Genomic DNA, 19095 nt, shown 5'->3' with positions numbered 1-19095 from the left:
TCTCCTCTCTCTTACACTTCGCTGTAACATACTTTTTTGCGGAAATAATTGGTGTTTACTCTGCCAGCTACCGTAAGATAACCCAGCTTCTGTAATTCATCATTTAATTGTTTGACAATCTTATAAGCATAAGACTTGGAAACTCCCAGTTCCGCTGCAACTTCTTCTACTGTCATAAAAGTTCTGTTCGTCACATCGCATCTCTCCTCTCTATCTTAACGTAATTTGTTTAAGTCGTTACATTTGCATGATACTAAACATTTTAATTTAAGTCAAGCAGTTTTATAAGAATATTAAATTTTTTTGTTTAAGTTCTTCTTGCTATCTAAAATTGCTCATGCTATACTGAACCTAAACAGAATTGTTTTATTTTCTTCACAATTAATTATGGCAACACGAATGACCACTATAAGGAGGCAAACAAAAATGGCAATCGGACAACGTATCAAATTTTTTCGCAACCGCAAAGGCATGACACAAAAGCAACTCGGAGAGCAACTGGGATTCAAAGGAAAAACCTCAGATGTCCGCATGGCTCAGTATGAATCTGAAGCCAGAGTTCCTAAAATCGATCTTGTAAAACAAATGTCTCAGATCTTCGATGTCAATGCTCATGCTTTAACAGTTCCAGATATTGATACTCACATAGGTCTGATGCATACACTATTTGCACTGGAAGATATGTATGGTCTGAAGGTAAGAAATGTAGAAGGGCAGCCTCATATCTGCCTTGACTCTTCCATATCTGCTCCCGGCTCATCTGTTGATGAAATGCTTCGTTCATGGATGGAACAGGCTGACAAATTGGAAAACGGTGAAATCAGCAAGGAAGAATATGATGAATGGAGATATAAGTACCCGGAACTGGATACTTACCAGAAACGTGCCAAGGTACCATCTCAGGAACTAAGTGATTACCTCGTAAAAGAATTGACTAAAAAAGAAAAATAAGAGAAAAGAAAAACCTTACCGATATTCAGTTTTTTACTTCTGAAAATCAGTAAGGTTTCTTTATATACGTTATGAAATAAAATTTTTCTCTCTTGAATAATCACAAAATGTTGCCATTTTGTTGCCAATCACTAAACAAATTTGTTTGTAACCCGCATGAATACTGGTTTCTCGTGATTGTGTGGATTATTCAAACTCCAGACAGACAGTATGCCATATAAGTGAAAATCATTGATTTTAAGGCATTTTCAGGAACTATCAACCACTAAAATCTATATGAAAAAAAATAAAAAATGCAATAAAAATGCAATCGAAGTACATTCAGATTTTATAAGATAGACAAGCAAACCTCAATATCTTTTCTTTATAGACGTTCAGAAATGAGTGTCTATTTTTCTAAAGTATTAAAAGACCGATTAACATTGATATAGACCTTAACTGTGTATATCTTTCAAAGATTGTATTTATTAGACAAATTCTTCTTTATTTTATAATAGTTATATCCTATACTATATCTTACAGTCTATTATGCAAAGGAGAAAAACTAATGGAAAATCTTTATGCACTTATTGACAAAATTTTGCCCATGCTTTCTACAATCTTAGGTGCCTATATAACTTACTATGTCACTGTATCCAGCAAAAAAAACGAAGCAAAAGTAAATGCTCAAATAAGAGCACGGGATGAATATTGGATACCTTGCTCCATAGCAATAGAAAATCTTCAAAACAAAGTATCTGAACTGAGTAAAAATGAGAATGCTCTTGTTTCCTTTACAGGAGAAAAAAGCTGTGAATCAGAAACTATACAACTTTTAAAATATTTACAAGCTAATAATAGAATTTACTTTTACGAAAGAACTCGAAATATTTTAAAACTACTAGAAGATGCCATAAATAATTATGAAAATCAGATAAATAGTGATATTTCCGCCATAATTGATATTTTTTGCAAGCAATATTCTTCCATGATTGAAAGCTTTCCAATGTATAAAATCAACAACTGTATTGACTGTGCTATTACTACTAAAAAATCTTTATTTGAAGAAATAAAAACAGTTTTATTAACACATCGCCAGATAATCTGGTACGGTCAAATTGCACATATTGTTTTTTTTATGGGTGACCCACCTTATAGCAATTCCTTTACAAGTGATATGTCTTATTCGTCTGAGAAAGATATTTTTGATATATGGTGTGAAATAAATGAATATGGAAATTCTAAAGATAGTTTCGGCTTGTCACCGGAACAAGAAATTGGTTTAGAAGTTATTAATTTTGAGTATGAACACCTTGCAAATATCTGCGACATATTAAATCATGAAATTGAAACAAAAGATTATCAACCTCTATATATCAGAATTTTCGAAATATTATCTTTATTGCAAGAAGAAATTTTAAAGAATATTGACGAAGCAACTATTTTATAAACTTTTTGATAGACGTTCAAAACTGAGCGTCTATTTTTTTACCCTAAAACCAGAAAGGATGTGATACCACGAAGAAATCACCACCGCCGGAGCGTTCCCCTCCGCTTCCAGACCAGAACCCGAAACCGACTAAACACAACATTCAGAAAGGACAGGTACATCTATATGGAATTAAAATTCGTTATCCCCAACATGGAAAAAACATTCGGCAACTTGGAGTTTGCCGGAGAAGACAAGACAGAACAGAGAAGAATCAACGGACGCATGACGGTACTCTCTCGCAGCTTCAATCTTTATTCAGACGTACAGAGGGCGGATGATATTGTGGTTATCCTCCCTGCCGAAGCCGGAGAGAAACCTTTTGACTTTGAAGAACGTGTAAAGCTCGTCAATCCCCGTATCACCGCAGAGGGCTATAAAATCGGCACAAGGGGCTTTACCAACTACATTTTGCACGCTGACGATATGGTAAAAGCGTAAGGAAAAGGAGGACATCAGACTATGAGATTAGCAAACGGAATCGTGATTGACAAGGAAGCAACTTTCGGGGCATTGAAATTTTCTGCCCTCCGCCGTGAGGTTCACCTCCAGAATGAAGACGGCTCGGTATCAGAAGAAATCAAGGAGCGTACCTATGACTTAAAATCCAGAGGACAGGGACGTATGATTCAGGTTTCCATCCCTGCCAGCGTGCCGTTAAAGGAGTTCGATTACAACGCAGAGGTAGAACTTATCAATCCTGTGGCAGATACCGTGGCAACGGCTACCTTTCAGGGGGCGGAGGTGGACTGGTACATCAAGGCGGAGGATATTGTCCTGAAAAAAGGGGCTGCCATGAATCCTCAGACGCCGAAGAAAGACGCTCCCTCTGTAAAATAACAGGAATATAAGAAGAAAGCGAAAGGAGGATTGTTCCCATGAAGCAGCTTTTCCCCCGTGGAAAACGTATCCGCCCCACGGATAAAGACCTTGTGTTCCATACTGCCCTTGCCGCCCTGTTCCCTGTCTTCCTGCTGGTTGTCCTGCTGTTTCATATCCGGCAGATTGCCGGAACCAACTGGCAGGAAGTGTCCCTCTCCCAGATAGTACAGGATGTAAATATCCCTTACCTGTTATTCAGCATGGGCGTGGCAGGGCTGGTGTGTCTTATAGCCGTTCTTCTGTTCTGGCGATACCGCAGGGACGAAGTAAAGCAACTCATCCACCGCCAAAAGCTGGCAAGGATGGTATTGGAAAACAAGTGGTATGAATCGGAACAGAGAAAGGAAGACGCTTTTTTCAAGGACTTGTCTTCCAGCCGTTCCAAAGAAACCATCACTTACTTTCCCAAAATCTACTACCGGATGAAACAGGGCTTGCTCCATATCCGTGTGGAAATCACCTTGGGAAAATATCAGGAACAGCTCTTAAACTTGGAGAGAAAGCTGGAAAGCGGCTTGTACTGTGAGCTGACGGATAAGGAATTAAAGGATTCCTATGTGGAGTACACCCTGCTCTATGATACCATTGCCAACCGTATTTCCATTGAGGATGTACAGGCAAAGGACGGCAGGCTCCGGCTTATGGAAAATGTCTGGTGGGAGTATGATAAGCTCCCCCATATGCTCATTGCCGGAGGAACCGGCGGCGGAAAGACCTACTTTATCCTGACCCTCATTGAAGCCCTGCTCCGCACCAACGCCGTCCTATTCGTGCTAGACCCGAAGAACGCTGACCTTGCGGATTTACAGGCGGTTATGCCGGATGTGTACTACAAAAAGGAAGATATGCTCGCCTGCATTGACCGTTTCTATGAAGAAATGATGAAACGCAGCGAAGACATGAAGCTCATGGAGAATTACCGGACAGGGGAAAACTACGCTTACTTGGGACTTCCGGCAAATTTCCTTATCTTTGATGAATATGTGGCATTTATGGAAATGCTCGGCACAAAGGAAAACGCCGCTGTCCTCAACAAGTTAAAACAAATCGTTATGCTTGGGCGGCAGGCAGGCTTCTTCCTGATTCTCGCCTGCCAGCGTCCGGACGCAAAGTATCTGGGGGATGGAATCCGTGACCAGTTTAATTTTCGTGTGGCTCTGGGGCGGATGTCGGAAATGGGCTATGGGATGATGTTCGGGGAAACCACAAAGGACTTCTTTCTAAAGCAGATAAAAGGGCGTGGCTATGTGGATGTGGGAACCAGCGTTATCTCGGAGTTTTACACGCCCCTTGTACCAAAAGGACACGATTTCCTCAAAGAAATTAAAAAGCTGACAGACAGCAGGCAGGGAGTGCAGGCGGCGTGCGAAGCGAAAGCCGCAGAAACGGACTGACCTGCTGTGGCTGGTGTGCCGCAAGGCACGCCAGCATAAACCCCTCGTATCTAACAGAGGGGTACAAATCGACAGGCAACAATCAAACAACAGGGCAGAATCCCACGGTACACAAGGGATTTTCCCATATCCGGCGTGTGTCAACAAGGCTCTGAAAGTTGACATACGCTTTTTTAGACAGGAGGGATTTTCACTGAATGAAGAAACATGGGTACGGGACATCAAAGAAAAACGGGAAGTTTACGGTATCTCACAACAAAAACTTGCCCTAGCTGCCGGAATCACCCGTCCGTACCTGAGCGATATTGAAACGGGCAAGGCTCACCCATCCGAAGCATTACAGGAAACCATCACGGAAGCTCTGGAACGCTTCAATCCAGACAATCCCCTTGAAATGCTCTTTGACTATGTGCGGATTCGCTTCCCCACTACGGATGTGAAGCATATCGTGGAAGACGTGCTGAGGTTAAAACTCCCTTACTTTATCCATGAAGACTACGGCTTCTATTCTTACACAGAGCATTACTATCTGGGGGATATTTTCGTTCTGGTATCGCCGGAACTGGAAAAAGGGGTGCTGCTGGAACTGAAAGGGCGTGGCTGCCGCCAGTTTGAAAGCTATCTGCTGGCACAGGAACGGAGCTGGTATGAATTTTTTATGGACGTTCTCATGGAGGACGGCGTGATGAAACGGCTTGACCTCGCCATCAATGACAAAACGGGAATCCTGAACATTCCCCATCTGACAGAGAAGTGCCGGAATGAAGAATGTATCTCGGTTTTTCGCAGCTTCAAAAGCTACCGCAGCGGCGAACTGGTACGGCGTGAAGAAAAAGAATGTATGGGGAACACCCTGTATATCGGCTCCCTCCAAAGTGAGGTGTACTTCTGCATTTATGAAAAAGACTATGAGCAGTACAAAAAGCATGATATTCCCATTGCGGACGCAGAGGTAAAGAACCGCTTTGAAATCCGGCTGAAAAATGAGCGTGCCTTTTACGCCATCCGTGACCTGTTAGAACATGACAATCCAGAACGGACAGCCTTTCAAATCATCAACCGCTATGTCCGGTTCGTGGACAGGGACGATACGAAGCCCCGTTCTGACTGGCGTATCAGTGAGGAATGGGCGTGGTTTATAGGGGAACATAGGGGAAGCCTGAAACTGACAACCAAACCGGAACCCTATTCCTTTGAACGTACCCTGCACTGGCTCTCCCATCAGGTAGCCCCCACGTTAAAGCTGGCTCTCCGTCTGGATAAGATGAACCACACCCAGATTGTCCATGACATCATCACCCATGCAAAACTGACGGAGAAGCACGAAAAAATCCTGAAGCAGCGCCGCTGCAAAGGAGGTAGTGGTTTAACGGCGGCAATCTTGGAACCTAAGAACTCTTACAGGAAAGAAAGGAGCTTTTATGAATTTCGGACAGAATCTTTACAACTGGTTTTTATCCAACGCCCAGTCCCTTGTGCTGCTGGCAATCGTGGTGATTGGACTGTACCTCGGATTTAAGAGGGAATTTTCCAAACTTATCGGCTTTCTGGTGGTGTCCCTTGTAGCGGTTGGTCTGGTCTTCAATGCGGACGGTGTAAAGGACATCTTACTGGAACTGTTCAATAAGATTATCGGTGCATAGGAAACCCATTTTACACTTCCGTTATGGAGCAAGCTCTGATTGCTTCATGGCGGAAGTCCACTAGGGGCTTGGGGAGCGTAACTCCCCAAAAGGAGCATGACAGAGAATGGAGGTGACACTGTGGAAGAAATGCGGATTTACATTGCCAACTTAGGAAAATACAATGAGGGCGAACTGGTCGGGGCATGGTTCACGCCGCTTGTGGACTTTGAGGAAGTCAAAGAGCGTATCGGTTTGAATGATGAATATGAGGAATACGCCATCCATGATTATGAGCTGCCCTTTGAGATTGACGAATATACCCCCATTGAGGAAGTCAACCGCCTGTGTGAAATGGTGGAGGACTTACCGGAGTACATTCAGGAGGAACTATCAGAGCTGCAATCCTACTTTGGCAGTATCGAAGAACTCTGTGAGCATGAAGACGATATTATCTGCCATTCCGGCTGTGATGATATGGCGGATGTGGCTCGCTACTATCTGGAAGAAAGCGGACAGCTTGGGGAACTTCCGGCACACTTACAAAACTATATCGACTATGCTGCCTATGGGCGTGACATGGAATTGGAGGGAACCTTTATTGTCACGAACCACGGCGTATATGAAATCATACGATAGACCCGTCTGTATCTCTTTCAGGAAATGCAGGCGGATTTTTTATTCAGGGGCGGCTTTTGCTGCCCCATCTTTTAGAAAGGACGGACAACATGAAGAAAATACGAAGCTATACCAGTATCTGGTCGGTGGAAAAGGTACTCTATTCCATCAATGATTTTAAGCTGCCATTCCCCATCACGTTCACACAGATGGCGTGGTTCGTGGTATCGGTATTTGCAGTTATGCTCTTGGGGAACCTCCCTCCTCTTTCGTTCATTGACGGGGCATTTTTAAAATATTTCGGCGTACCCTTTGCCCTCACTTGGTTCATGTGCCAGAAGACTTTTGACGGAAAGAAGCCTTACGGCTTCCTGAAATCCGTACTGGCATATCTGGTACGCCCGAAACTAACGTATGCAGGAAAGCCCGTGAAGCTGGAAAAGGAATATCCGGCACAGCCCATAACGGCAGTAAGGAGTGATATTTATGGCATATCCGATTAAGTATATCGAAAATAACCTTGTGTTCAACCATGACGGGGAGTGCTTTGCTTACTATGAGCTGCTTCCCTACAACTATTCCTTTTTAAGCCCTGAACAGAAGTATCAGGTACACGATTCGTTCCGGCAGCTTATCGCCCAGAACAGGGACGGGAAGATTCACGCCCTGCAAATCAGCACGGAATCCAGCATACGGGCGGCACAGGAACGCTCCAAACAGGAAGTGACAGGCAAGTTAAAAGACGTTGCCTGTGCAAAGATTGACGCACAGACCGAAGCCCTGATTTCCATGATAGGGGAAAATCAGGTGGACTACCGCTTTTTTATCGGCTTTAAGCTGCTTGTCAATGAGCAGGAAGTCACCATGAAACAGTTCCGCAGGGAAGCAAAGACTGCTGTTTCCGACTTCCTCCATGAAGTCAACCACAAGCTCATGGGGGATTTTGTTTCCATGAGCAATGAAGAAATCTGGCGGTTTCAGAAGATGGAAAAACTACTGGAAAATAAAATCTCACGCCGTTTCAAAGTACGGCGGCTTGATAAGGACGATTTCGGCTATCTGATTGAACATTTATACGGGCAGACCGGAACCGCCTACGAAGATTATGAGTATTATCTTCCGAAAAAACGGTTTCAGGAGGAAACGCTGGTGAAATACTATGACCTCATCAAACCCACCCGTTGTCTGATAGAGGAAAACCAGCGGTATCTGAAAATCGAACAGGAAGACGGGACAGTCTATGCTGCCTACTTTACCATCAACAGCATTGTTGGGGAACTGGACTTCCCATCCTCGGAAATCTTTTACTATCAGCAGCAGCAATTCACCTTTCCCATTGATACCTCTATGAATGTGGAGATTGTGACAAACCGGAAAGCCCTCTCCACGGTGCGGAACAAGAAAAAAGAGCTGAAAGATTTGGACAACCACGCATGGCAGAATGACAGCGAAACCAGTACAAACGTGGTGGACGCTTTAGACAGCGTGAATGAGCTGGAATCCACCTTAGACCAGAGCAAGGAATCCATGTATAAGCTGTCCTATGTGGTTCGTGTGACGGCTCCCGACTTGGAAGAACTGAAACGCCGCTGCAATGAGGTGAAAGATTTTTATGACGATTTGAACGTGAAACTGGTTCGCCCCTTTGGGGATATGCTGGGGCTGCATGGGGAATTTCTCCCTGCCAGCAAACGGTATCTGAACGATTACATCCAGTATGTCACCAGCGACTTCCTCGCTGGTCTTGGCTTCGGGGCAACCCAGATGTTAGGAGAAACGGAGGGTATTTATATCGGGTACAGTCTTGATACAGGAAGAAACGTGTACTTAAAGCCTGCCCTTGCCAGTCAGGGGGTAAAAGGCTCCGTCACCAACGCCCTTGCTGCCGCTTTTGTCGGCTCCCTCGGCGGTGGAAAATCATTCAGTAACAACATGATTGTCTATTATTCCGTATTGTTTGGGGCACAGGCTCTCATTGTTGACCCGAAAGCGGAACGGGGACGCTGGAAAGAAACCCTGCCGGAAATCGCCCATGAAATCAATATCGTAAACCTGACCTCGGAGGAACAGAACAGGGGCTTACTCGACCCATATGTGATTATGGAGAACCCAAAGGATTCCGAATCACTGGCAATCGACATCCTGACTTTTTTAACGGGCATTTCCAGCCGTGACGGGGAAAAGTTCCCTGTTCTTCGAAAAGCCATCCGTGCGGTGACAAACAGTGAAGAACGGGGGCTTTTCAAAGTGATTGAGGAACTACGGGCGGAGGGAACCACCATCAGCACCAGCATAGCCGACCATATCGAATCCTTTACGGACTATGACTTTGCACACCTGCTCTTTTCGGATGGGGATGTCACACAGTCCATCAGCCTTGAAAAGCAGCTCAATATCATTCAGGTGGCGGATTTGGTACTGCCGGATAAGGAAACCTCGTTTGAAGAATACACCACAATGGAGCTGCTTTCCGTGGCAATGCTCATTGTAATCAGCACCTTTGCCCTCGACTTCATCCACACCGACCGCAGCGTGTTTAAGATTGTGGATTTGGATGAAGCATGGAGCTTCTTACAGGTGGCACAGGGCAAGACCCTCTCTATGAAGCTGGTTCGTGCCGGACGTGCTATGAACGCAGGCGTTTATTTTGTCACTCAGAACACGGACGATTTGCTGGATGAAAAACTGAAAAACAATCTGGGCTTGAAGTTTGCGTTCCGTTCCACGGACATCAACGAAATCAAAAAGACCCTCGCCTTTTTCGGAGTGGATTCCGAAGATGAAAACAACCAGAAGCGGCTCCGTGACTTGGAAAACGGACAGTGCCTCATCAGTGATTTGTACGGGCGTGTGGGCGTGATACAGTTCCATCCTATCTTTGAAGACCTGTTCCATGCCTTTGATACCAGACCGCCCGTAAGAAAAGAGGTGGAGGAATGAAGATAAGAAAGCCCATCCAGCAGGGGACAGCTCTTGTCCCTTGCCGGACAAAGGGACAAAACTCTTTTAAAAAAATCGGGAGTATAGCAGGAAAAGTGATTCTGGCACTCCTGCTCATTCTCCTGCTGCTAACAGTCTTCGGCACAGCCGCCCACGCTGCCGGACTGGTGGATGATACGGTGGATGCTGCCAACGAATACAGCAAATATCCGCTGGACAACTACCAGCTTGATTTTTATGTAGACAGCGGATGGGACTGGCTCCCGTGGAACTGGCTGGACGGTATCGGAAAACAGGTGATGTACGGGCTGTATGCCATCACAAATTTTATCTGGACAATCAGCCTGTACCTTTCCAACGCCACGGGGTATCTGATTCAGGAAGCCTACTCGCTGGACTTCATTTCCTCTACGGCGGATTCCATTGGGAAAAATATGCAGACCCTTGCAGGCGTTACCACAGGCGGCTTATCCTCGGAGGGATTTTATATCGGGTTCCTGTTGATTCTCATTCTGGTGGTGGGGATTTACGTTGCCTACACAGGGCTTATCAAACGGGAAACCACAAAAGCCATCCATGCCGTTGTGAATTTCGTGGTGGTGTTCGTGCTGTCCGCTGCCTTTATCGCCTATGCTCCTGATTATATCGGGAAAATCAATGAATTTTCCGCAGACATCAGCAATGCCAGCCTGACCCTTGGCACAAAGATTGTGCTGCCAAACTCGGAAAGCCAGGGAAAAGACAGCGTGAATTTGATACGGGACAGCCTGTTTTCCATTCAGGTCAAACAGCCGTGGCTCCTGCTGCAATACGGCAACTCGGATGTGGAAAGTATTGGGGCTGACCGTGTGGAACACCTGCTCTCAACCAGTCCAGACGAAAACAACGGGCAGGACAGGGAAGAAATCGTGGTGGAGGAAATCGAAGACAGGGAAAATACCAACCTTACCATCACAAAGACCATCAACCGCTTGGGAACCGTCTTCTTCCTGTTCATGTTCAATATCGGTATCTCCGTTTTTGTATTCCTGCTCACGGGGATAATGATTTTTTCACAGGTGCTTTTTATCATCTACGCCATGTTCCTGCCTGTGAGCTTCCTCCTTAGCATGGTTCCCTCTTTTGAGGGGATGTCAAAACGTGCCATTACAAAGCTGTTCAATACCATCCTTACCAGAGCCGGAATCACCCTGATTATCACAGTAGCGTTCAGCATTTCCACCATGCTCTACAACCTGTCTGGGGAATACCCGTTCTTCCTGACGGCGTTCTTGCAGATAGTGACCTTTGCCGGAATTTATTTCAAGCTGGGGGATTTGATGGGGATGTTCTCCTTACAGAGTGGGGATTCCCAAAGCATGGGGAGCCGTATCATGCGAAGACCCCGTATGCTCATGCACGCCCATATGCACCGTTTACAGCATAAGTTAGGACGTTCTGTGGCAGCTCTTGGGGCTGGAACGGCTGCCTACCATGCAGGAAAACAGGCTGGCTCAGACCAGAGAACTGCTTCCAGCTCCGGCTCTTCCAAACGGACGCAGGCAGACCACAGCAGACCAGACGGACAGGCAGCACCGGAAAAGGAATCCGTATGGAAACGGGCTGGCTCTGCGGTAGGTACGGTGGCAGATACCAAAGATAAGATAAGTGATACTGCCGGACAGCTTCGGGAGCAGGCAAAGGATTTGCCCGTCAATGCAAAGTACGCCCTTTACCACGGGAAAACACAGGTATCAGAGGGAGTACGGGATTTTACTTCCAGCGTGACCCAGACCCGAACTGCCAGAGCGGAACAACGAAATGCACAGGCAGAAAGCCGCAGACAGACGATTGCAGAACGCAGGGCAGAACTGGAACAGGCAAAACAACCGCAACAGAGAGCTTCCGAAACATCCAAAGGGGCGGCTCCTGTCCATGAACGCCCTGTTACTGCAAAGCAGCCAGAAAATTTCCGACATCATGCAGATACCGCTCATACAGGAAAACCAGCCATGCAGCCAGTTTCCCCATCCATCAGGGAATGGGGACAGGTTTCTTATGAGGGGGCTGTGGCAGAACGGGCTTCGGTTCCGGTGGTAAAATCAGCTTCCATCCACCGTGAACAGACACCGCCTGTAAGGACAGAACGACAGATAGTCCCTCCGGCTTTCCCAGACAAACCAGAGGAAAGACAAAAGACGGCTCCAACTGTCACACCGACTGCTCCCCGTCCGGCAAGACCTGTCCAGAACGACACGGCTCCTGTGATACTGGAAAGAAAACGGATTACCCCTGCGGTAAAAGAATCAAACTTTACCATCCGGCGTACCACCGCCAGAAAGGAGTGGACAAAAACGGTAACAGCGGCTGCCAAACAGAAGAAAGGGGAGAAACCATGAAGTTAAGACACCTTTTCTTTGCCTGTTCCGGCGTGTTCGTGATGATGTTCTCCCTGCTCCTTTTGGTGGTGATTGTCTTCTCGGATGAGGAAGACGGAGGAAGCGGCGGAAACCTTATCTATGGGGGCGTGAGCGTATCACAGGAAGTCCTCGCCCATAAGCCTATGCTGGAAAAGTATGCAAGGGAATATGGCATAGAGGAATACTTAAATGTGCTGCTCGCCATCATTCAGGTGGAATCCGGCGGCACACTGGAAGACGTTATGCAGTCCTCGGAATCTCTGGGGCTTCCCCCAAACTCCCTTAGTACAGAGGAATCCATCAAACAGGGCTGCAAATATTTCTCGGAACTGCTCGCAGCGGCGGAAACAAAGAGCTGTGACTTAAACAGTGTGATTCAATCCTACAACTACGGCGGCGGCTTCCTAGACTATGTGGCAGGACGTGGGAAAAAGTACACTTTTGAACTGGCAGAGAGCTTCGCAAGGGACAAATCCGGCGGAAAGAAAGTCACCTACACCAACCCTGTTGCCGTAGAGAAAAACGGGGGCTGGCGGTATTCCTATGGAAATATGTTCTATGTCCTCTTGGTATCGCAATACCTGACCGTGGCACATTTTGACGATGAAACGGTGCAGGCTATCATGGAGGAAGCCTTAAAGTATGAGGGATGGACGTATGTGTACGGGGGCGATTCCCCCTCCACTTCCTTTGACTGTTCAGGACTGGTGCAGTGGTGCTATGGCAAGGCTGGAATCGCCCTGCCACGGACAGCACAGGAACAGTACAATGTAACGCAGCACATCCCCCTGTCCGAAGCAAAAGCAGGGGATTTGGTCTTTTTCCACTCCACCTACAATGCCGGAACCTACATTACCCATGTGGGGCTGTATGTGGGAAATAACCGGATGTACCATGCCGGAAATCCCATTAGCTACGCAGACCTGACAGGCTCTTACTGGCAACAGCACCTTGCCGGAGCCGGACGAATCAAACAATAAGAAAGGATGAACCGATATGATTCAGATTAGAAAAGAGGAAAACCAGAAAAAGCAGAAAGAAAAGAAACTGAAAGTTTACAAAGTCAATACCCACAAAAAAACTGTGATTGCCCTGTGGGTGCTGCTGGCGGTGAGCTTCCTGTTTGCCGTCTATAAGAATTTCACGGCGATAGACATTCATACTGTCCATGAAACCAAAGTAATTGAGGAACAAATCCTCGACACTCACAAGATAGAGAATTTTGTGGAGAATTTCGCAGAAGTCTACTATTCATGGGAACAGTCCGCCGCTTCCATTGACAACCGGACAAACGCTTTAAAAGGGTATCTCACCGGAGAACTGCAAGCCCTGAATGTAGATACTGTCCGAAAGGACATCCCCGTATCGTCTGCCCTGACCGATTTTCAGATATGGGAAATCACAGAAGAAAAGGAACAGCATTATCAAGTGACCTATACAGTGGAACAGCGTATCACAGAGGGAGAATCCAGTAAAACTGTCCGTTCCGCCTATCAGGTGACGGTCTATGTGGACAGCTCTGGAAACCTGACAATTATCCAGAACCCAACCATTACCAGCGTTCCCGTAAAATCCGGCTATACGCCGAAAGCGGTACAAAGTGACGGTACAGTGGATTCCATCACTACGGAAGAAATCAACGAATTTCTCACTACCTTTTTCAAGCTGTACCCTACGGCAACCGCAAAGGAGCTGACCTATTATGTGAATGAGGGCGTACTGAAACCTGTGGGGAAAGAATACATTTTCTCGGAACTGGTGAATCCAGTTTACAATCGAAACGGAAATCAGGTGACAGCTTCCCTTGCAGTGAAATATCTGGATAACCAGACCATGACAACACAGGTATCGCAGTTTGACCTTGTGCTGGAAAAGAACAGGGAAAACTGGAAGATTGTGAAATAGTTATAGAAAAACGTGCATTTCTCATTTGAGATTTGCACGTTTCTCTTATAAAGTATCTCTTTTTAAAATTTATCATTAAATTTTATATCTAATTTTGGATTATTCGCATAACCACTATACTTTCAAGCATTTTGGAGTATAGAAAACCATTCATTTTACCACTAATTTACCACGATTGAATGAGCCTTGATATGACTATAAAATAACACCCAAAAGACATCATTACACCTAAATGGTGTCTTTTTAAAAAGCAGTCAATCCTAAGACTAACTGCTTTGTGTGTATGGATATGGAATTGCTTCTAATCTTGAATAGGTATCCAAATTTCAATAACTGAATTATCTCTATTCCAATGGAAACGGTAATCATATTTTTCAAAGTGCAGGATAATATTTTTTATAGGGGTATATGGTGTATTAGGAATAATTTCCTGATAAATTTTTCTATAAGTTTCATATATTTTCCCCATAGCACCAATATGCTCCACGACCAAATATTTATATGACGGTATTTCTTTATACAGAAAGTTGTCTGGAAGAATAGTTCTCTTTGGTATAGAACAGAAATAATAAAGTTTTCCATTTCTTCGTTCCATAAAAGCATATTTTACCCAATTTCCCGATTGTGAAAGATATGATTTCTTCAAACTACTGTTAAATTTTCTCCAAAACTGTGTACTAATCTGAATATTCTTTTTTTGATAATTAGTCAGTTCTACTTCCTGCCCAATAACTGCAAATGCATTTAATTCCTTTATAGAAAAATTCATCATTTTACTTTGTGAGCAGTGATAACGGTATAACTGTACGCATTTACCGTTATAATACAATTATCAATCGTTATATACCAGTTTTTCCCTTTTCTTATGATTTTCGCATTAGAAAGACTGATTTTTTCTTTACACCATTCAATCACGTTTTCTACATTCAAAGATAAGTTCTTTTTAATTCGAATAACGCCAAGTTCAGTTGTCTGAAGTCTATCCAAGTTTTCCAATAATTCATTTGCCATATTTTGACACCTCATTTTTCAACAGATTTATTTGTATATTTCATATCCCAATTATATCATTCTCATATCAGCACTACAATAAAATTTTATGCTTCAATAATCTTGTTAAAAAGTTCTAAGAGTATATCATTTCATTACTCCAATCTATAATTTTGGTAAGAAAAAAGCAGTCAATCCTAAGACTAACTGCTTTGTATGTATGGATATGAAATTGTCAAGTTAGAAACTGTTTATTTTTTCTTTTTAGGTTTTGGCGTTGGTAGTTCATCATACATCACATTAAATAACCCCGTCAGAAAATCTTTATTATCAATTTCTTCCACCAATAACATTTCTTTGGCATTTTCGTATGGAATTTCATAAGTAACTGTTGGCATATAAGAAATTGCAGACTTTGTTGGTTTTACCAGTAACCTATCATCATATATACCGCCAACGATTTTTCCACGATAATAGATAATAAATTCTCCCATCATTGCACGATATGTTATTTCTTGTAGTCTTTATATTTTTGATTAGCTCCCAATAGTAGTGTGTCAATTGCTTCGGATAATTCTTTTCTTACTTTATCAGGATTAGAAAAAGCATATCTTAATTGTAAAGTTGTATAACCATGAAGCATACCTGTTACCATGTTCAAAATTTCAGTGGTCTTATCTGGATTAAAGCCACATGAGCAAATAAGTGTTTTAAGTAAAGATAGATAATCATTAAAAATGATTGCTGTTTCCTCTGTTCCATTCCAACTAGCCCATTGAATTATTTCATAAACACCGGGATGTTCAATCATATAATTAAGATATTCAACTGCCACTAATTTTAATGCTGAATCCCCTGTCTTACCGATTGCTGCACGAATCATTTTTTCATTCATAGTACGCATACCACTATGTGCTATCTCCCTAAGAAGTTCATCCAAACTTCCTATATGATTATATAAGGAGGGGGTACGAATCCCTAAATTTTCAGCAATAGCTTTCAAAGAAACATTATGAAGTCCATTTCTATCAGCCATATCAGAAGCAGTTTTTATAACTTCGGCTTTTGTAACTCGCATATTCATTTTCCTCTTTCTATACATCATTTACTTCATTTTAAGTAATCAAATTAATGAAGTCAATAATTTGGTTAAAAAAAATGAACTCTTGTATTGACAAACAGTCTTACAATATTTAAAATTACTAATGTAATTAGTTTTTATGTTATTCAAATTAGTTTACGAAAGGAAATACAAATATGTGTACAAGATTTGTGTATAATGGAAAAGAAACCATTGTTGGGTTCAATTTTGATATTGACCTTTCTGAATGGGAACATACTGTAATTGCCGAAAAAGACCGTTTTTTTATAGGGATAAAAATGTCCGATAATAAGTACCACTCTTTTCACGGAATCAATAGAAATGGGAATGTTGGCACATTGTTGTATGTACATGGAAATGACAATGCACAATTTTGCAGTAATGAATCATGCTATACAATAGCTGATTTGACAGAAAACTTTATAAAAGGCAATCTCTCTTTTGACGATTCATTGGAAATAGTGAAAAAAAAGAAAATTACTTATGCACCTGACACTACTATGCAGGCTATGTTTTCGGATAGAAATGGGCGTGTTCTCATTATTGAACCGGGGATTGGGTATCGCTTGGAAAAAGAAAAATATTCCTTAATAACAAATTACTCCATTTTAAAACCAGAATTGACTAATCCATATGTTTTATCTGGGGATAACAGATATGAAAAGGCAAAGGATTTACTGCAAGGATATGGAGAAAACTTCTCTATTTCCAACGCCTTTGATGTACTTAGGTCAGTACGTCAGGAAGGACTTTGGGCAACCAGAGTTTCTTTTATATATTCCGTTGCTAAAAATAAGGTATATTATGTGTTGAACAATGATTTCAAAAATATTGCAGAGTATCAATTCTAATATCACTGCAATTATAAACAAAAGTGGAGGATTTACATTTCCCCCACTTCCTTAGATTTGACAATACCATCTGCAACGCTTTCCATAATAACAAGGTCAGCGTCTGTGAAATTGTCTATTTTGTTTTCTAACTGCCTACGTTTGGTGCTTTTCACCTGACTGCTGGCAGGCAAGAAAAACTCATCCACTGATACATTCAGCAGAGATACAAGGTCGTAAAGCACCTGTAAACTTGGGTGCTGCCCTTTATTCTCAATGTTGGTTAAATAGCGTGGGTCAATCTCAATCATTGCTCCCACCTGTTCACGGGTCAAACCCTGTTTTTTACGGGCTTCTTTTATGGCAAGCCCCAACGCCCTGAAATCATATTTATCTTCTTTTTTACGCATAATACACCACCTCCATACATTTTACTGTTCCTGTTATAATAGTGACAGGTATAGAAAAACGTATTGTATAGTTGTACAGTTCCTATTATGCGTATCAAAGATAAAACTATGCTGCTGAAACGGAAATAAAAAAAACCGTTATTTGGCAGTACACTTTTCTTGCGTCAAAATCTCATAAATCTTTCCAGACGACGGTTTGACAAAAGCCGCCGTCTTTATTTTTTCCAGAATATATGGAGGTTGTATTAAAGTCAGCTTTTTTTAGGCTCCGGCGGCTTACAGGAGGAAGCCGCTATGCAAAATATTTTCTTAAATATATCTACATTCGGTAAACCGTTAAAAAAAGCCATCTACCTACACTAGAAAATTCTGACCCTCAATGTGGTTTTTCAGAATACATAGAAAGAACTATCAAAGCACACAAACAGAAATATCGTCTGTTTGCGTGCTTTTTTAGTTGGAAGAAAAAGTTTTTAAATTTTTCTTTTCAAAACGCAACTGCACCCCCTGTCCTGTCGGGACTAAGAGCGAAAAGGGGGAAAGAAGCAGAAATTCCTATCAACTCGCTCCCTTTCAAGGCTGGAAAGGGGGTGAACAATGATGAAGCCATCTGAATTTCAGACAACCATAGAGAACCAGTTTGATTATATCTGTAAAGTCGCTATGGAGGATGAACGCAAAGACTATCTCAAAGCGTTGTCCAGACAGTGTAAACGGGAAACCCTGTTCTGTGATATGGACGATTACACCGTCAATCTGTTTTCTTCCGAAGACACCTATCCATCCCACTTCCATACTTTTGAAATGGATGGATTTACTGTCCGCATTGAAAACAGCCTGTTAGCCGAAGCATTAGAAAGTCTGGACGGAAAGAAACGTGACGTTATCCTGCGATATTATTTTCTTGGATTTGACGATACGGAAATCTCAAAAATTCTGGAAGTCAACCGTTCTACCATCCAGAGAAGAAGACACGCCGGACTGGAATTTATCAAAAAATTTATGGAGGACGAAGCATGACAGCAAAGCACCCTATGATTCCGTTTCCTGTGATTGTAAGAGCTACGGACGGCGATATTGAAGCAGTCAACCAGATTGTACGCCATTACAGCGGTTTTATTGCCAGCCGTTCCATGCGTCCCATGAAAGACGAATATGGAAATACCCACATGGTTGTAGATGAGACCCTACGCCGCCGGATGGAAACACGTCTGATTGCAAAGATTTTATCTTTTGAAATCAGGGAACCAAACTAGAAATAACGCTCGCCTGTGGAAGCGTGGACAAACCCATGCTTCCCAGACAGAGCTTGCCAGTCTATTAAAGTGCATTATCACCAGTGCATTTTAACAGGCTGACAAAGCCGGATTGTTCCTTGAAAAAGAAAGCGTCTAATCAACGCAGCATAAAGCAGCCGAATACGTTTCGATAGAAAGAGAGCCGTTGGGCTGGCACGCCGTAACCCACCAAAGGAGGGATGATACCGGATAGCGATTCCTGCCAGCGTTCCATAAGTAGCTTACCGCAGAGCTGCCGCCATGACCTTTCTATTGTGATAATGATACTTCCGTACAGCCTTAGTCC

Annotated in this window: 21 protein-coding genes and 1 pseudogene; 16 read left to right on the top strand and 6 right to left on the bottom strand. The window is 43.3% G+C overall.

From position 1 onward, the window contains the following. Window positions 1-11 precede the first annotated feature (11 nt). Window positions 12-194: a transcriptional regulator gene (locus DW720_RS03620; RefSeq protein WP_026650251.1), complete on the bottom strand. Its 183-nt coding sequence runs from the start codon at window positions 192-194 to the stop codon at window positions 12-14. Between the two features lie 232 nt (window positions 195-426). Between DW720_RS03620 and DW720_RS03615 the strand changes: the two genes are divergently transcribed. The 13 genes and pseudogenes from DW720_RS03615 (at window position 427) to DW720_RS03550 (ending at window position 14179) form a co-directional block, all read left to right on the top strand. Next, on the top strand, window positions 427-951 hold the full coding sequence (locus DW720_RS03615; RefSeq protein ID WP_118749258.1) for a helix-turn-helix transcriptional regulator: 525 nt from the start codon (window positions 427-429) through the stop codon (window positions 949-951). Between the two features lie 547 nt (window positions 952-1498). Continuing rightward, window positions 1499-2380: a hypothetical protein gene (locus DW720_RS03610; RefSeq protein WP_118314498.1), complete on the top strand. Its 882-nt coding sequence runs from the start codon at window positions 1499-1501 to the stop codon at window positions 2378-2380. A 165-nt stretch (window positions 2381-2545) separates the two neighbouring features. Then, window positions 2546-2860 carry a YdcP family protein gene (locus DW720_RS03605; RefSeq protein ID WP_107572124.1) on the top strand — a complete coding sequence of 105 codons (315 nt, stop codon included), beginning with the start codon at window positions 2546-2548 and terminating at the stop codon, window positions 2858-2860. Window positions 2861-2881: 21 nt separating this feature from the next. Further along, window positions 2882-3259 (top strand): YdcP family protein, encoded by a 378-nt coding sequence (locus DW720_RS03600; RefSeq protein ID WP_118314497.1) that lies wholly within the window; start codon window positions 2882-2884, stop codon window positions 3257-3259. Window positions 3260-3297: 38 nt separating this feature from the next. Continuing rightward, window positions 3298-4695, top strand: a complete 1398-nt coding sequence (locus DW720_RS03595) for an FtsK/SpoIIIE domain-containing protein (protein WP_118314496.1) — start codon at window positions 3298-3300, stop codon at window positions 4693-4695. A gap of 163 nt (window positions 4696-4858) precedes the next feature. Then, window positions 4859-6040, top strand: a pseudogene (gene mobT, locus DW720_RS03585) (MobT family relaxase); the annotation flags it as partial. Between the two features lie 76 nt (window positions 6041-6116). Then, complete coding sequence (locus DW720_RS03580) at window positions 6117-6338, top strand: hypothetical protein (protein WP_002570387.1); 222 nt, start codon at window positions 6117-6119, stop codon at window positions 6336-6338. Between the two features lie 120 nt (window positions 6339-6458). After that, complete coding sequence (locus DW720_RS03575) at window positions 6459-6956, top strand: antirestriction protein ArdA (protein ID WP_118314507.1); 498 nt, start codon at window positions 6459-6461, stop codon at window positions 6954-6956. 89 nt (window positions 6957-7045) lie between these two features. Continuing rightward, the gene (locus DW720_RS03570; protein WP_005427021.1) at window positions 7046-7438 is read left to right on the top strand and encodes a conjugal transfer protein; all 393 of its coding nucleotides are present in this window, start codon (window positions 7046-7048) and stop codon (window positions 7436-7438) included. Continuing rightward, window positions 7422-9875 carry an ATP-binding protein gene (locus DW720_RS03565; protein ID WP_118314495.1) on the top strand — a complete coding sequence of 818 codons (2454 nt, stop codon included), beginning with the start codon at window positions 7422-7424 and terminating at the stop codon, window positions 9873-9875. The genes DW720_RS03570 and DW720_RS03565 overlap by 17 nt, the downstream gene beginning before the upstream one ends. Continuing rightward, window positions 9872-12253, top strand: coding sequence for a YtxH domain-containing protein (locus tag DW720_RS03560; RefSeq protein ID WP_118314494.1), 2382 nt, complete (start codon window positions 9872-9874; stop codon window positions 12251-12253). The genes DW720_RS03565 and DW720_RS03560 overlap by 4 nt, the downstream gene beginning before the upstream one ends. Continuing rightward, the gene (locus DW720_RS03555; RefSeq protein ID WP_118314493.1) at window positions 12250-13254 is read left to right on the top strand and encodes a bifunctional lysozyme/C40 family peptidase; all 1005 of its coding nucleotides are present in this window, start codon (window positions 12250-12252) and stop codon (window positions 13252-13254) included. The genes DW720_RS03560 and DW720_RS03555 overlap by 4 nt, the downstream gene beginning before the upstream one ends. 16 nt (window positions 13255-13270) lie before the next feature. Continuing rightward, the gene (locus tag DW720_RS03550; protein ID WP_118314492.1) at window positions 13271-14179 is read left to right on the top strand and encodes a conjugal transfer protein; all 909 of its coding nucleotides are present in this window, start codon (window positions 13271-13273) and stop codon (window positions 14177-14179) included. A gap of 301 nt (window positions 14180-14480) precedes the next feature. Here the strand turns inward: DW720_RS03550 and DW720_RS03545 are convergent, their stop codons facing one another. The 4 genes from DW720_RS03545 to DW720_RS03530 form a co-directional block, all read right to left on the bottom strand. Next, complete coding sequence (locus DW720_RS03545; protein WP_011861914.1) at window positions 14481-14951, bottom strand: GyrI-like domain-containing protein; 471 nt, start codon at window positions 14949-14951, stop codon at window positions 14481-14483. Next, entirely contained in the window at window positions 14948-15190 is a 243-nt protein-coding gene (locus DW720_RS03540) for a DUF3781 domain-containing protein (protein ID WP_011861913.1), read from the bottom strand. The genes DW720_RS03545 and DW720_RS03540 overlap by 4 nt, the downstream gene beginning before the upstream one ends. Window positions 15191-15420: 230 nt before the next feature. Beyond that, window positions 15421-15681 carry a competence protein TfoX gene (locus DW720_RS03535; protein ID WP_094030748.1) on the bottom strand — a complete coding sequence of 87 codons (261 nt, stop codon included), beginning with the start codon at window positions 15679-15681 and terminating at the stop codon, window positions 15421-15423. Then, complete coding sequence (locus DW720_RS03530; RefSeq protein WP_011861911.1) at window positions 15678-16247, bottom strand: TetR/AcrR family transcriptional regulator; 570 nt, start codon at window positions 16245-16247, stop codon at window positions 15678-15680. The genes DW720_RS03535 and DW720_RS03530 overlap by 4 nt, the downstream gene beginning before the upstream one ends. Before the next feature lie 179 nt (window positions 16248-16426). On the opposite strand from DW720_RS03530, the gene DW720_RS03525 reads away from it, so the two are divergent. Next, window positions 16427-17122, top strand: coding sequence for a transposase (locus tag DW720_RS03525; protein ID WP_011861910.1), 696 nt, complete (start codon window positions 16427-16429; stop codon window positions 17120-17122). 32 nt (window positions 17123-17154) lie between these two features. Here the strand turns inward: DW720_RS03525 and DW720_RS03520 are convergent, their stop codons facing one another. Next, complete coding sequence (locus DW720_RS03520) at window positions 17155-17511, bottom strand: helix-turn-helix domain-containing protein (RefSeq protein WP_009009558.1); 357 nt, start codon at window positions 17509-17511, stop codon at window positions 17155-17157. A 600-nt stretch (window positions 17512-18111) separates the two neighbouring features. Between DW720_RS03520 and DW720_RS03515 the strand changes: the two genes are divergently transcribed. Continuing rightward, window positions 18112-18531 carry a sigma factor-like helix-turn-helix DNA-binding protein gene (locus DW720_RS03515; RefSeq protein ID WP_020994407.1) on the top strand — a complete coding sequence of 140 codons (420 nt, stop codon included), beginning with the start codon at window positions 18112-18114 and terminating at the stop codon, window positions 18529-18531. Next, window positions 18528-18767, top strand: a complete 240-nt coding sequence (locus tag DW720_RS03510) for a helix-turn-helix domain-containing protein (protein WP_009009556.1) — start codon at window positions 18528-18530, stop codon at window positions 18765-18767. The genes DW720_RS03515 and DW720_RS03510 overlap by 4 nt, the downstream gene beginning before the upstream one ends. Window positions 18768-19095 lie beyond the last annotated feature (328 nt).

The sequence above is a fragment of the Clostridium sp. AM27-28 genome, from assembly GCF_003480955.1.
GTDB classification, from domain to species: domain Bacteria; phylum Bacillota; class Clostridia; order Lachnospirales; family Lachnospiraceae; genus Otoolea; species Otoolea fessa.
This window is presented reverse-complemented; position numbering and strand designations above follow the sequence as displayed.

Coding starts and splice junctions, on each gene's coding strand:
- DW720_RS03615 (WP_118749258.1), top strand. CDS start 427: ATGGCAATCGGACAACGTATCAAATTTTTTCGCAACCGCAAAGGCATG.
- DW720_RS03610 (WP_118314498.1), top strand. CDS start 1,499: ATGGAAAATCTTTATGCACTTATTGACAAAATTTTGCCCATGCTTTCT.
- DW720_RS03605 (WP_107572124.1), top strand. CDS start 2,546: ATGGAATTAAAATTCGTTATCCCCAACATGGAAAAAACATTCGGCAAC.
- DW720_RS03600 (WP_118314497.1), top strand. CDS start 2,882: ATGAGATTAGCAAACGGAATCGTGATTGACAAGGAAGCAACTTTCGGG.
- DW720_RS03595 (WP_118314496.1), top strand. CDS start 3,298: ATGAAGCAGCTTTTCCCCCGTGGAAAACGTATCCGCCCCACGGATAAA.
- DW720_RS03580 (WP_002570387.1), top strand. CDS start 6,117: ATGAATTTCGGACAGAATCTTTACAACTGGTTTTTATCCAACGCCCAG.
- DW720_RS03570 (WP_005427021.1), top strand. CDS start 7,046: ATGAAGAAAATACGAAGCTATACCAGTATCTGGTCGGTGGAAAAGGTA.
- DW720_RS03565 (WP_118314495.1), top strand. CDS start 7,422: ATGGCATATCCGATTAAGTATATCGAAAATAACCTTGTGTTCAACCAT.
- DW720_RS03560 (WP_118314494.1), top strand. CDS start 9,872: ATGAAGATAAGAAAGCCCATCCAGCAGGGGACAGCTCTTGTCCCTTGC.
- DW720_RS03555 (WP_118314493.1), top strand. CDS start 12,250: ATGAAGTTAAGACACCTTTTCTTTGCCTGTTCCGGCGTGTTCGTGATG.
- DW720_RS03550 (WP_118314492.1), top strand. CDS start 13,271: ATGATTCAGATTAGAAAAGAGGAAAACCAGAAAAAGCAGAAAGAAAAG.
- DW720_RS03545 (WP_011861914.1), bottom strand. CDS start 14,951: ATGATGAATTTTTCTATAAAGGAATTAAATGCATTTGCAGTTATTGGG.
- DW720_RS03540 (WP_011861913.1), bottom strand. CDS start 15,190: ATGGCAAATGAATTATTGGAAAACTTGGATAGACTTCAGACAACTGAA.
- DW720_RS03530 (WP_011861911.1), bottom strand. CDS start 16,247: ATGCGAGTTACAAAAGCCGAAGTTATAAAAACTGCTTCTGATATGGCT.
- DW720_RS03525 (WP_011861910.1), top strand. CDS start 16,427: ATGTGTACAAGATTTGTGTATAATGGAAAAGAAACCATTGTTGGGTTC.
- DW720_RS03520 (WP_009009558.1), bottom strand. CDS start 17,511: ATGCGTAAAAAAGAAGATAAATATGATTTCAGGGCGTTGGGGCTTGCC.
- DW720_RS03515 (WP_020994407.1), top strand. CDS start 18,112: ATGAAGCCATCTGAATTTCAGACAACCATAGAGAACCAGTTTGATTAT.
- DW720_RS03510 (WP_009009556.1), top strand. CDS start 18,528: ATGACAGCAAAGCACCCTATGATTCCGTTTCCTGTGATTGTAAGAGCT.